We start from the raw sequence: 13152 nt of genomic DNA on the forward strand, positions 1-13152 counted from the left end.
GCGGCTGACGCTTCGCCCGACGCGGCTGACGCTTCGCCCGACGCGGCTGACGCTTCGCCCGACGCGGCTGACGCTTCGCCCGACGCGGCTGACGCTTCGCCCGACGCGGCTGACGCCTCGGCGAGGGTGGTGCGGGCGGTGATCTCGTCGAGGGTGAGGGGGCCGATGGTGCGGATGAGGTCGGTGATGCCTTCGGCGCCGCGGGCCTGCCGGCCGGGGGCGAGGCGCTGCAGTTCGGACTCGACCTCGGCCAGGACCTCGGGGTCGAGGAGCTCGCGGAGCTCGGCGCGGCCGAGCAGCTCGGCGAGGAGACCCTGGTCGAGGGTCAGAGCGGCGGCGCGGCGCTCGGCGAGGGGCGAGTCGCCCTCGTAGAGGAACTGGGCGACGTAGCCGAACAGGAGCGACTGGGCGTAGGGAGAGGGGGTCGGGGTGGCGACGTCGACGATCGAGATCTCGCGGCGCTCGATCCGCCGGAGGAGGCCGACGAGGGAAGGGAGGTCGTAGACGTCGCGGAGGCACTCGCGCACGGCCTCGAGGATGATCGGGAAGCTCGGGTACTGGGAGGCGACCTCCAACAAGGCCGCCGAGCGCTGGCGCTGCTGCCACAGCGGCGAGCGGCGGCCGGGGTCGCGGCGGGGGAGCAGCAGCGCCCGCGCCGCGCACTCGCGGAACCTGCTGGCGAAGAGCGCGGAGCCGCCGACCTCGGTGGTGACCAGATCCTCGATCTCGTCCGGCTCGAAGACGATGAGCTCGCCGGTCGGCGCCTCGGCGTCGGTGTCGGGCAGGCGGATCACGATGCCGTCGTCGCTGTCGATGGCCTGCCCGTCGACCCCGTAGCGCTCCCGGATCCGGGCATTGATCGCCAGCGCCCACGGGGCGTGAACCGGACGGCCGTAGGGGGAGTGGACCACCAGCCGCCAGTCGCCGAGCTCGTCGCGGAACCGCTCGACGACGATGTTGCTGTCGGAGGGGAGGATGTTGGTGGCCTCGGCCTGCTCGTGCAGGTAGGTGACCAGGTTGGCGGCCGCGTAGGCGTCGAGACCGTCCTCCTGCGCCCGCGCCTCGGCCTTCTTGGCGGGCATCGCGGCGAGCTCGCGGGTGTAGGCGCCGACGGCCTCGCCGAGCTCGGCGGGCCGGCCGAGCGAGTCGCCCTTCCAGAACGGCAGCCGCCCCGGGATCCCGGGCGCCGGGGTCACGAGCACCCGGTCGTGGGTGATGTCCTCGATCCGCCAGGACGTCGCGCCCAGCGCGAAGACGTCGCCGACCCGCGACTCGTAGACCATCTCCTCGTCGAGCTCGCCTACCCGCCGGCCCACCCCCTCACCAACCAGATAGACGCCGAAGAGACCACGGTCGGGGATGGTGCCGCCGCTGGTGACGGCCAGCCGCTGGGCACCCGGGCGTCCGGTCACGGTGCCGGCGACGCGGTCCCACACGATCCGCGGGCGCAGCTCGGCGAACTCCTCGCTCGGGTAGCGCCCGGCGAGCAGGTCGAGGGTCGCGTCGTAGGCGGAGCGAGGGAGGGTTGCGTACGACGCCGTCCTTCTGACCAGCGCGAACAGCTCGTCGACGTCCCAGGTGTCCAGCGCCGTGGCGGCCACGATCTGCTGGGCGAGCACATCGAGCGGGTTGGCCGGCAGGCTCATCGACTCGATCAGGCCCTGCCGCATCCGCTGCACGCTGACTGCGGTCTGAGCGAGGTCGCCGCGGTGCTTCGGGAACAGGACCCCGCGAGACACCTCGCCGACCTGGTGGCCGGCCCGCCCGACGCGCTGGAGCGCGGACGCCACGCTGGGCGGCGACTCGATCTGGACGACGAGGTCGACCGCTCCCATGTCGATGCCGAGCTCGAGACTCGAGGTGGCCACCACCGCGGGCAGCCGGCCCGACTTGAGGTCGTCCTCGATCAGCGCGCGCTGCTCCTTGGACACGCTGCCGTGGTGGGCCTTGGCGATCACCGGGGCCGCGCCGTGGGACTGTCCCGACTGCGCCATCACCTGGGCAGGTGGCGGTCCGGTCTGGAAGACCCGGTCCGAGGCGATCTCGTTGAGCCGAGCGGTCAGCCGTTCCGCGATCCGGCGGGAGTTGGCGAAGACGATCGTGGAGCGGTGGGCGGTGACCAGGTCGGCGACGTGCTCCTCGACGTGGGGCCAGATCGAGGAGGCCCGCTGGGGGTCGTCGTCCTCGTCCTCGCCGTAGGGGCTCGGGGCGGTCATGTCCTCGACCGGCACGACCACGCTCAGGTCCCACCGCTTCTCCGCCGGGGGCGCCACGATGTCGACCGGCTGGGAGCCGCCGAGGTAGCGCGCGACCTCCTCCAGTGGCCGGACGGTCGCCGAGAGCCCGATCCGCTGGGCCGGCTTCTCCAGGAGGGCGTCGAGGCGCTCCAGGGTCAGCGCCAGGTGGGAGCCGCGCTTGGTCGCCGCGACCGCATGGACCTCGTCGACGATCACCGTCTCGACGCTGCGCAGGATCTCGCGCGCCTGGCTGGTCAGCATCAGGAACAGCGACTCGGGGGTGGTGATCAGAATGTCGGGTGGAGCGGTCGTCAGGCGCCGCCGGTCGGCCGCGGTCGTGTCGCCGGACCGAACCCCGACGCGCACCTCGGGCGCGTCGACGCCCAGTCGCTCGGCGGTCTGCCGGATGCCCACCAGCGGGCTGCGCAGGTTGCGCTCGACGTCGACGCCGAGGGCCTTGAGCGGGGAGATGTAGAGCACCCGGCAGCGCCGCTTCTTCTCCGGAACCGGCTCGGTCAGCAGCTTGTCGATCGACCACAGGAAGGCGCTGAGCGTCTTTCCCGACCCGGTGGGCGCCACCACCAGAGCGTTGCGTCCCGCTCCGATCGCCTCCCAGGCACCGGCCTGCGCCGCGGTCGGCGCCGCGAAGGCAGCCTGGAACCACGTACGTGTCGGGTCGCTGAACCGCGCCAGCGCCTCAGACGTGTCGCTCATGAGGACAAACCTAGTCGCGACCACCGACACTCACCGGCCACACTGACCTCATGCACCTCGTCGTCCTCTTCGGCCCGCAAGCGGTCGGCAAGATGAGCGTCGGCCGGGAGATCGCCTCCCGGACGACCTACCGCCTCCTGCACAACCACGCCACGATCGAGCCGCTGCTGGAGGTCTTCGACTGGGGGACCGAGCCGTTCAACAGGCTGAAGAGGGAGTTCCGCAGGCGGGTGATCGAAGAGGCGGTGGCGTACGACCTCCCGGGGTTGATCCTGACCTTCGCCTGGGCGCTGGACGTCCCCGCGGACACCGCGGAGGTCGAGTGGATGATCGCGCCCGCGGTCGAGGTGGGAGCGCGGATCGACTTCGTGGAGCTGTACGCCGACGTGACCGTCCGGCTCGCCCGTGAGGGCACCCCCGAGCGGCTGGCCGCGAAGCCGTCCAAGCGCGACACCGAATGGGCGCGCGGAGACGTCATCGGGTCGAACGAGCGCTGGGAGCTCTCGACGGGCCCCGAGGTGCCGTTCCCGCTCGACCTCCCGCACTTCGTCATCGACAACACCGATCTGTCGGCAGCCGAGGTGGCCGAGAAGATCATCGCGCGTCTGGGGCTGCCGAGCTGAAAGCCCCCACCGCCGACAGGGATGTGGTCCAATCCCGCTGTGGACCTCGCGCTTGACCTGACCGACCGCGCCGAACGATCCGCGTCGCTCTACAGCGCGCTGCGCGACGCACTGGCCGACGGGCGGCTGAAGGTGGGCGACCGGCTGCCCGCGAGCCGTGCGCTCGCCTCCGATCTGGGGATCTCGCGCAACACCGTCGCCACGGTCTATGAGCGCCTGGTCGCCGAAGGGTTCCTGGAGTCACGCGTGGGCGCGGGGACGTACGTCGCGGCCGCCGCGGGAAGCCCGCGGGCCAGCGTCCCCGGATCCCTGAGACCGCGCCCGGGCTGGCGGTGGGCGCCGCGGCCGACGAGCGGGGAGGCGGCGGTCCCCACGTACGACCTGCGGGTGGGGATCCCCGACGCCGAGCTCTTCCCGTTCGACACCTGGCGGCGGATCCTCGCTGCGGAGTCGCGGCTGCGCGGCCACAACCCCGGGACGTACGCCTCTCCGGCCGGGCTGCCGAGGCTGCGCGAGGCGCTGGCGCACACGGCGGCCTACCACCGCGGGGTGCGGGCCGACCCGGGGCAGATCGTGGTCACCAGCGGCACCCAGCAGGCGCTGGACCTGGTCGCACGGGTGCTCCTCGAGCCGGGTGACGTCGTCGCCGTCGAGGACCCGGGCTATGCGTCCGCGATCGACCTGTTCACCTCCCACGGTGCCCGCGTCGTGCCCGTCCCGGTCGACGAGGAGGGCCTGATCGTCGAGCAGCTCCCCGAGGAGGCCCGGCTCGTCTACACGACCCCGAGCCATCAGTTCCCGCTCGGCGTACGCCTCTCCCTCCCACGCCGCCGAGCGCTCCTCGCCTTCGCCGACACCCACGGCGCGGGCATCGTCGAGGACGACTACGACAGCGAGTTCAGGTTCACCGAGCGACCCCTGGAGCCGCTGCACGCCCTCGACGACCAGGGCCGGGTGATCTACGTCGGCACCTTCTCCAAGTCGCTGCTGCCGAGCCTGCGCACCGGCTACCTGGTCGCCCCGGGCTCCCTCGTCGACAGCCTGCTGGCCGCCAAGCAGCTCGGCGACGGCTTCGGCCCGGTTCAGCCCCAGGCCGCCCTGGCGCGCTTCCTGGAGGAGGGCCTGCTCGCCCGCCACGTGCGCAAGGCGTCCAAGGCGTACGCCGAGCGCCGCGCTATCCTCCTCGAGCATCTCGGTGCCTGGCCGGTCGAGGTGCTCCCGTCGGCGGCCGGCCTGCACCTCTCCGCCTACGCGGAGATTCCCGCCGACCTGCCCGAACGCGCCGCGGCCGAGGGCCTGGTGCTGGACACGATCGGCGCCCATCGCCTGCTGCCCGGCCGCGACGGGCTCTTCCTAGGCTACGGAGCCGTCCGGACACAGACCCTCCCGCGCGGGCTCGAGCGCCTGGGCGAGCTCGCGGGCTGGGCGTGATGCGACCCGGCGGGAGCGGGCCAGCGACCACACCAGTCCGGCACCGCCGCAGATGACCGGGCCGAGCAGGTGGGCTCCGGTGAGTCCCAGCAGCACCAGCGCCGCGACCATCGAGCAGACCGCCGCCCACCACGACCCGCTGCCACGAGGAAGCAGTCGCAGCGCGGCCGCCGCCCCCACCACGTACAGCAGGGAGAAGGTGCCCGAGGCCATCAGCAGAAGGGCGTCGGTGGATGTGCCGGCGACCCAGATGACCCCGAGGGAACCGAGCGCGACGGCACAGATGGCCAGCAGGGAGCGGCGCGGGATGACGGTCGCGGGGTCGGCCAGGAACCGCGGCAACGCGCCCTCGCGGGCCAACGACGCTCCCAGTCGTGAGCCTCCGGCGAAGTAGGCGTTGATGGCCCCGATGGTCAGCAGCACGGCGACGACGGCGGTCACCGGTCGTGCGGGCTCCCCGAAGCCCAGGACGAGCAGGTCCGCGAGCGGCGCGGCACCGGAGGTGGCGCCGAGCGAGGCGACCGTCGCGAACGCGATCCCGAGGTAGAGCACCGTCACGACGCCGAGCGCGAGGAACGTCGCCCGCCGGATGTCGCGCTCCGGGTCCCGATACTCGGCCGAGAGCGAGGAGAGGATCTCCCAGCCCGCGAACGCCCACACCAGCATCGCCGCGGCGGTCCCGACCGAGCCCCAACCGTGCGGCGCGAACGGCGTCAGCCGTCCGAGCTCGGCATGCGGCAGCGCCACCAGGACCGCCACCGCGAGCAGGACGGCGATGGCGCCGGCGATCGCCAGCTGCACGCCCCCGGACACCTTGATCCCGAACCAGTTCATGACGGTGACCAGCAGGATGATCGCCGCCGTCGCGGCGAGCGACATGCTCTGGCCGCCACCGAAGGCGTCGGCGACGTACGCCCCGCCGAACCCCGCCGCGACCGGCGCCCCCACGCCGATCGTCAGGTAGAAGGCCCAGCCGACCATGGTGGCGACGTGCGGGTTGAAGGCGAGCCGGGCGTACGTCGCGACCCCGCCACCGTCCGGGTGCCGCGCCCCCAGTGCGGCGAAGGTCGCCGCCAGCGGCACCGAGAGCAGGATCAGGGCCAGCCAGGCCACGAGCGAGGCCGGTCCGGCCTCGTTCGCCGCCAGCGCAGGCAGGGAGATGACACCGGTGCCGAGCACCGCACCGAGGGTGAGAGCCGCGCCCTGGGGCACGGAGAGTCCGTCGTTCTTCACGACGAGAACGCTAGTGAGAGCGGGGCCTTCGGCGCCCGGCCAATCGGGCCTTCGCCTCCTGGGCCAATCGGCCTAGCGTACGTTCCTTCGCACCCGTTCCTCATAGGCCGCTCGCGCCGCCGGGTCGACGCCGGCGAGCAGCTGCGAGGCGTTGGTGGCCCGGTCGACGAAGTCCTGGAACCGGCGCGGCATCGCCTGGGTGATCTTGGTCAGGGTCTGGGTCCAGTTGGGCACCCAGACCTCGGGCCGCGGAACGCGGATGACCGACTCGATCGCCTCCGCGACGTCCTCGGCGGTGACCGGCTTCATCCCCTTGGCCGGCGGCACTCCGTCGGCGAGCTCGGTCTGGACCACCGTCGGCAAGACGATGGAGACGTCGACCCCTGCCGGGGCCAGCTCCATCCGCAGCGCCTCGGAGAAGCCGACGACGGCGAACTTCGAGGCCGAGTAGGTCGCCGCGTCCGGCACAGGTACCCGGCCGACGGCGGAGGCGACGTTGACGATGTGGCCCTGGCCCCGCTCGACCATCGCCGGGGCGACCGCCTTGATCCCGTTGATCGGCCCGTGCACGTTGACCTCGAAGATGGCCCGGGTGAGCGCGTCCTCCTCCTTGAGGACCGACCCGAGCGGCATGATCCCGGCGTTGTTGACCAGCACGTCCCACGGCCCCAGGTCGGCCACGGTGTCGAGGAAGCCGCGCCACGAGGCGGGGTCGGTGACGTCGAGACGCGCCGCGGTGACACGTGGCCCGAACGAGCCCACCACGTCGGCGAGCAGGTCCGGGTCCAGGTCGCCCACGGCCACCTTCGCCCCGGCGCGGGCCAGCCGCTCGACGGTGGCGCGGCCGATGCCCCGCGCGCCGCCGGTGACGATGACGGAGGAACCCTCGATCTGACGTGTCATGACTCTCCTTCGGTGGTGCGGACCATGCTGCGTACGGCTTTCCTGTCGGTCTTGCCGACACTGGTGACCGGCACGGCGTCGAGGATCCGCACCTCGCGGGGGTACTTGTGGGCGGCGAGACGTGTCTTCGCGAACGCGATCAGCTCCTCGGGCGTGGTGCGGGCGCCGGGATGAAGCGCGACGACCGCGACCACCTCCTCGCCGCGCTGGGCGTCCGGGCGGCCGACGACCGCGGCGGCGGTGACGGCCTCGTGGGCGAGGAGGGCGTCCTCGACGTCGCGGGGGAAGACGTTGAACCCGCCACGGATGATCAGGTCCTTGATCCGGTCGTCGACGTAGAGGTAGCCGTCGGCGTCGAAGTGGCCGATGTCGCCGGTGTGCAGCCAGCCGTCGACAACGGTCGCGGCGGTCTGCTCGGGGTCGTTCCAGTAGCCCTGCATCACCCCGGGACCACGCACCCAGATCTCGCCCTCCCCGCCCGTGGGCACCGGTGAACCGTCGGGGCCGGCGATGATCACCTCGGCGTGCGAGAGCGGCTTGCCGACACTGCCCGGCCGCGACTCCTCGAGCGTCGATGCGGCGATCACCGCGCTCGACTCGGTGCAGCCGTAGCCCTCCAGGATCGTCACCCCGAAGGCCTCCTCGGCCTTCTCCCGCAGCGCCGGAAGCAGCGGTGCGCCGCCGCTGCCGAAGGAGCGCAGTGAGCTCAGGTCGTAGTCCTGGTAGGGCTGGTCGAGCAGCATCTGCAGCATCGACGGCACCACCGTGCTGGATTCCACCCGGTGCTCCTGGGCGAGCTCGAGCCACCCCTTGGCGTCGAACCACCGCTGCACCACCGAGCTCTGCGGGCGCGAGGAGTGCATCCCGCTGATGACCACGATCAGGCCGTACGCGTGGGAGAGCGGCAGCGGCAGCAGCCACCGGGTCGTGCCCTGGCTCTCGCCGACCCGGTGCAGGGCGTGCCCGGACTCCCACAGGCCGCGGTGGCTCAGCATGACGCCCTTGGCCCGCCCGGTCGTGCCGCCGGTGTAGAGAAGTGCCGCGAGGTCGTCGTCGCCACGCGGCGCGATCTCGATCGGCTCGGCGCTCTCCAGGCTCTCGTACGCCACCACCCCCGCCTCCTCCTCGACGTCTCCGGCCACGATGACGGTGAGGTCGAGGCCCTCGGAGGCCGCCTGGATCAGCGGCACCAGCTCGGGCGTGACGATGGCCGCCTTGGCGCCGGAGTCCTCCAGGATGTGGCGCAGCTCCGGCGGGGTCTGCAGGAAGATCACCGGCGTCACCACGGCGCCGGCGCGCCACAGAGCGCGATAGCTGACGAAGACCTCCGGGGTGTTCATGGTGAGCACCACGACCCGGTCGCCGGGCTCGATCCCGAGGTCGCGTAGGCCGCCGGCGACCCGGGCGGACCGCTCGGCGATCTCTTTGGAGGAGTGCCAGGTTCCTTCGAAGAAGACCATCTGGTGATCGCCGTGACGTGCGTAGGACTCCTCGGCCAGCACCGCCAGGTTGTGCTCGCCCGGCCCCGTCGGCGCGCTCATCGTGCCCCCAGCTTCCGCAGGGCCTTGAGCTGCCCGTTGCCGAGCTGCACGAACTTCTCGACCGTCTGCCCCTTGAGCGGACCGACCGGACCCATCCGGGAGGCGGCGAGGGTCTGGGCGTCGGTGAACTTCCGGATACCGTCCGCGCCGTGCCGGCGACCGAGCCCGCTGGACCCCATGCCGCCCATCCCGGCCTCGATGCTGCCGGCCGCCAGCGCGGCGCCGTCGTTGATGTTGACCGCGCCCGCGCGGATGCGGCGGGCGATCATGTCGGCCTCGCGTACGTTCTTGCTGAACACGCTCGCGGAGAGCCCGGCCTCGCCCTGGTTGGCGATCCGCACCGCCTCTTCGTCGCTGTCGGCGCGGTAGAGCGCGACGACCGGGCCGAAGGTCTCGCCCAGACAAAGATCCATCTCGGAGGTGACCCCCTCCAGGACGGTCGGGGCGAAGGCGAACGGACCCACCTCGGCGAGCGGCTCGCCGCCGGCGAGCACCGTCGCACCCTTGGCGACCGCGTCGGCGACATGGGCGGTGACCTTGTCGAGCTGGGCCTGGGAGGCCAGCGACCCGACGTCGACCGAGTAGTCGAAGGCCTGGCCGACCACCTGGCTCTCGGTCTCGGCGACCAGGGCCTGGCGGAAGGCGTCGTAGACGTCGGCGTGCACGACCACGCGCTCGATGTGGACGCACATCTGGCCGGTGTTGGCGAAGGCGGCCATCACCGTGCCGCGGGCGGCCTGGGCGAGATCGGCGTCGCGGCGGACGATGAGCGGGTTCTTGCCGCCGAGCTCGAGGGAGGCACCGATCAGCCGCCCGGCCGCCCGCTGGGCGACGATCCGCCCGGTGGCCGTCGAGCCGGTGAAGGCGACGTAGTCGACGTTGTCGATGACCGCCTCGCCGGTCGCGGCGCCCGGTCCGGTGACGACCTGCCACACGTGCTCGGGCAGCCCCGCCTCGGCCATCAGCGCTCGTGCCCACAGCAGCGTCAGCGGGGCCTGTGGGTCGGCCTTGCTGATCACGGCCGCCCCGGCGATCAGGGCCGGGATGGCGTCGCCGACGCCGAGATAGAGCGGGTAGTTCCACGGCGAGATGATCCCGACGACCTTCTTCGGCACCCGCACCTCCTTCACCGAGGTGAGGCCGGGGATGGCGCCGCGGACCCGCTTGTCGGCCAGATAGGCCGAGGCACGCTTGGCGTAGTGGCGGGCGATGGTGCCGACCTGCAGGATCTCCTGCCAGGCGTGAAAGCGGGCCTTGCCCATCTCCCACTGGATCAGGTCGAGCACCTCGTCCTGGCGCTCGACCAGCAGGTCGTGGAACCGGAGCATGACCTCGGCGCGGTCGCGGAGGTCCAGCGTGGCCCAGTCGGGCTGGGCCGCCCGCGCGGCAGCGGCCGCCTCGGCGACGTCCGCGGCGGTGACCGACGGCACCGGGGCGGTCGGCCGGGCGTCGTAGGGCGCGATCGCGGTCAGCGCGCCGTCGCCGCCGGAGACCGGAGCCGACACCCACCGGGTCCAGGAGGCGAGCCGTGACTCGTCGATCCAGCCCGGACGTACGCTCTGGGCCTCGGTTGTCTTCGTGGTCATCGGTCTCCTCAGATCCGGGTCAGGTGGATGGGGTTGCCGTCCTTCGGGAACGGCAGCGAGCTGTTGTCGAGCGGAGCGCGATAGCCGGGGGAGACGCTCCACCGGTAGTCGCGCAGGAGCCGGTGCAGGATCGACTTGACCTCCAGGCCGGCGAAGTAGAGACCGATGCACTTGTGCACGCCGCCGCCGAACGGCTCCCACGCCATCCGGTGGCTCTTGTCCTCGCGCCGGTGCGGCGCGAAGCGCTCGGGGTCGAAGACGGTCGGGTTGGTCCAGTAGTCCTCCATCATGTGGCTGAACTGGACCCCGACCATCACCGCGGTGTCGGCGGGGATGCGGACACCGAGGAGCCGGGTCTCCTTGACCGTACGCCGGATCAGCGCCGGCACCGGGGCCCGCAGCCGCAGCGCCTCCTTCATGACCAGGTCCAGGCTGACGAGGCTCTCGAGCTCGGCCATCGTGGGCGCAGGGCCGAGGGCGAGGGACTCCTCGCGGCAGCGCTGCTGCCACTGCGGATGCTGGCCCAGGTACTGCAGCATCGTCGAGGTGGTGATCGTCGAGGTGTCGTGGGCGGCCATCATCAGGAAGATCATGTGGTTGACGACGTCCTCGTCGCTGAACCGCTTGCCGTCGTCGGTCTCGATGTGGCACAGCACCGAGAAGATGTCGTCGGTCTGCTCTGCCCGCTTGGCCGGGAGATAGTGGCGCAGGAAGCCCTCCAGCACCTTCCGCCCGCGGAACGCCCGGCCCCAGCGGGTCATCGGCACATCCGCGCGTACGACGCCGGCTGCCGCCTGCACGCAGGCGATGAACGCCCGGTTGACCCGGTCCATCTCGGCCCGGCTGGTCTCGGCCGCGCCGCCCATGAAGATGTCCGCGGCGATGTCGAGGGTGAGCTGCTTGAGCCGCGGATAGGACTGGAACGCCGGGGCGTCGGCCCAGCCGCGCACGCCTTGCGCGATCGCCGGGTGCATCGCGGTGGTGTAGCCGGCGAGCCGATCCCGGGTGAAGGCCTCCTGCATGATGCGGCGATGGATGTGGTGCTCCTCGAAGTCGAGCAGCATCAGGCCCCGGTCGAAGAAGGGGCCGACGATCTGCCCCCAGGCCGGCCCGTTGGCGTACGCCTTGTCCTTGTTGCGCAGCACCGCCTCGCAGGCGTCCGGCCCGAGCACGACCACCCCGGTCTCGCCGGCCCGGAAGAAGGGCGAGACCGGGCCGTACGTCTCCCACTGGTGCCGGTAGAAGCCGACCGGGTCGCGGGAGTAGTCCAGGAGCCGCCCGACCCAGGGGAGGCCGCGGTCGCCGGGCACGAGGCGTGGGACCTCGCGAATCGTCTCGGCGGTTGTCATGGTGTCTCATCCATCGTGTCCGACCTCCCGATCCCGAGTCTCAGTCGAGGGTAGTCAAGTAGAACGTGTTCCCGCAGCATTCCGTGGGTATGGAATTTTTTCGGCGCGTTGTTGAGATGTCCGTGGAGAGCTACGAATCAGTGGTGATCGGTGCCGGTCAGGCCGGTCTGTCGGCGTCCTACCACCTCGGCCGGCTGGGCGTACGCCACGTCGTGCTCGACGCCGAGCGGCGCCCCGGTGGCGCCTGGCAGCACCGCTGGGACTCGCTGACCATGCACGACGTCCACGGCGTGGCCGACCTGCCGGACGGGCGGGCGCCGGGGGATTCCGGTGAGCGGGCCAACGCGGCTGTGCCGGCATGGTTCGGGACCTATGAGACTCTGCACGACCTGCCGGTGGAGCGCCCGGTCTCGGTGACGTCGGTGACCTCCGTCGGAGATCTGCTCGCGGTGCACTCGGCCGACGGGCGGACCTGGTTCACCCGCACGCTGATCAACGCGACCGGGACCTGGACGCGGCCGTTCGTCCCGCACTACCCGGGAGCCTCGAGCTTTCTCGGGGAGCAGGTGCACACCCACGACTATCCCGGTGCTGCTCACTTCGTCGGGAAGCGTGTCGCGGTCGTCGGTGGGGGAGCCTCGGCGGTGCAGTTCCTCGGCGAGCTCGCGCCGGTCACCTCGGTGCTCTGGATCACTCGGCGCGAGCCGGTGTGGCGTACCGACTTCGATGCCGATCGCGGGCGCGAGGCGGTCGCGTTGGTGGCTGAGCGCGTCGAGGCCGGTCTGCCGCCGGCCAGCGTCGTCAGCGCCACCGGCCTTTCGCTGCGTCCGCAGGAGCAGGAGGCCGCGCGCCTCGGGGTCTACGAGCGCCGGCTGCCGATGTTCTCACGGATCGAACCGTCCGGGCTGCGCTGGGAGTCGGGTGCGTTCGAGCCCGTCGATGCGATCCTGTGGGCCACCGGGTTCCGGCCCGCGATCACCCACCTCGCGCCGCTACACCTGCGCAGCTCTCACGGCGGGATCCCGCTGCTGCGCGAGTCCGCCGACGTCCAGACCGCGGTCACCGCTGCGTACGACCCGCGCGTCCAGCTCGTCGGCTACGGCCCCTCGGCGAGCACCATCGGGGCCAGCCGGGCCGGTCGGGCTGCTGCGCGCGCTGTCCGGCGGCAGCTGGCCGATCCTCAGGTGGCAGAGTCTCCGAAGGCGCTGAGGTCGGCGGAGAGCCGGCTCTCCGGTGACAGCCGTACGATCGCCTCGGGCGAGAAGTTCGCAGCCTCGGCCAAGTAGCGTCCGACGACCTCCGGCGGCATACCGTCGCCATCGCCTCCGACTCGCCCTCGGCTGACATGTGGTGCCCCGGTGGTCGAGCTTGTCGAGACCACGTGTTGCTCCGGTGGTCGAGCTTGTCGAGACCAGGTTCTGGTGGTCGAGCTTGTCGAGACCAGGTTCTGGTGGTCGAGCTTGTCGAGACCAGGTTCTGGTGGTCGAGCTTGTCGAGACCAGGTTCTGGTGGTCGAGCTTGTCGAGACCAGGTTC

General features: G+C 71.8%; 9 protein-coding genes. 3 read left to right on the plus strand and 6 right to left on the minus strand.

The genetic code is table 11. The features are described from left to right. Positions 1–2951: DEAD/DEAH box helicase (locus ACFVDI_RS26655; RefSeq protein WP_378911893.1), on the minus strand; the 2951-nt coding region annotated here is incomplete at its 3' end. Between the two features lie 50 nt (positions 2952–3001). Between ACFVDI_RS26655 and ACFVDI_RS26660 the strand changes: the two genes are divergently transcribed. Together ACFVDI_RS26660 and ACFVDI_RS26665 are read left to right on the plus strand one after the other, a co-directional pair. Continuing rightward, positions 3002–3574: a hypothetical protein gene (locus tag ACFVDI_RS26660; RefSeq protein ID WP_378911894.1), complete on the plus strand. Its 573-nt coding sequence runs from the start codon at positions 3002–3004 to the stop codon at positions 3572–3574. Between the two features lie 39 nt (positions 3575–3613). Further along, positions 3614–5005 carry a PLP-dependent aminotransferase family protein gene (locus tag ACFVDI_RS26665; protein ID WP_378911895.1) on the plus strand — a complete coding sequence of 464 codons (1392 nt, stop codon included), beginning with the start codon at positions 3614–3616 and terminating at the stop codon, positions 5003–5005. On the opposite strand, the gene ACFVDI_RS26670 is transcribed toward ACFVDI_RS26665, so the two are convergent. From ACFVDI_RS26670 to ACFVDI_RS26690, 5 genes are all read right to left on the minus strand, one after another. Continuing rightward, complete coding sequence (locus ACFVDI_RS26670) at positions 4928–6238, minus strand: APC family permease (RefSeq protein WP_378911896.1); 1311 nt, start codon at positions 6236–6238, stop codon at positions 4928–4930. The two genes, ACFVDI_RS26665 and ACFVDI_RS26670, sit on opposite strands and share 78 nt — an antisense overlap. 72 nt (positions 6239–6310) lie before the next feature. Continuing rightward, a complete protein-coding gene (locus ACFVDI_RS26675) occupies positions 6311–7141 on the minus strand; it encodes an SDR family oxidoreductase (RefSeq protein WP_378911899.1) in 831 nt (276 codons plus the stop codon). Next, on the minus strand, positions 7138–8682 hold the full coding sequence (locus ACFVDI_RS26680; RefSeq protein WP_378911900.1) for a class I adenylate-forming enzyme family protein: 1545 nt from the start codon (positions 8680–8682) through the stop codon (positions 7138–7140). The genes ACFVDI_RS26675 and ACFVDI_RS26680 overlap by 4 nt, the downstream gene beginning before the upstream one ends. After that, a complete protein-coding gene (locus ACFVDI_RS26685; protein WP_378911901.1) occupies positions 8679–10268 on the minus strand; it encodes a succinic semialdehyde dehydrogenase in 1590 nt (529 codons plus the stop codon). Before ACFVDI_RS26685 ends, ACFVDI_RS26680 begins: the two co-directional genes overlap by 4 nt. A gap of 8 nt (positions 10269–10276) precedes the next feature. Beyond that, positions 10277–11617 (minus strand): cytochrome P450, encoded by a 1341-nt coding sequence (locus tag ACFVDI_RS26690; RefSeq protein ID WP_378911902.1) that lies wholly within the window; start codon positions 11615–11617, stop codon positions 10277–10279. Between the two features lie 116 nt (positions 11618–11733). Here ACFVDI_RS26690 and ACFVDI_RS26695 point away from each other — a divergent pair, with 116 nt between their 5' ends. Beyond that, positions 11734–12903: an NAD(P)-binding domain-containing protein gene (locus ACFVDI_RS26695; RefSeq protein WP_378911903.1), complete on the plus strand. Its 1170-nt coding sequence runs from the start codon at positions 11734–11736 to the stop codon at positions 12901–12903. Positions 12904–13152 lie beyond the last annotated feature (249 nt).

Origin of the sequence: Nocardioides sp. NPDC057767, assembly GCF_042798275.1 — a bacterium.
Classification (GTDB): Bacteria; Actinomycetota; Actinomycetes; order Propionibacteriales; family Nocardioidaceae; genus Nocardioides.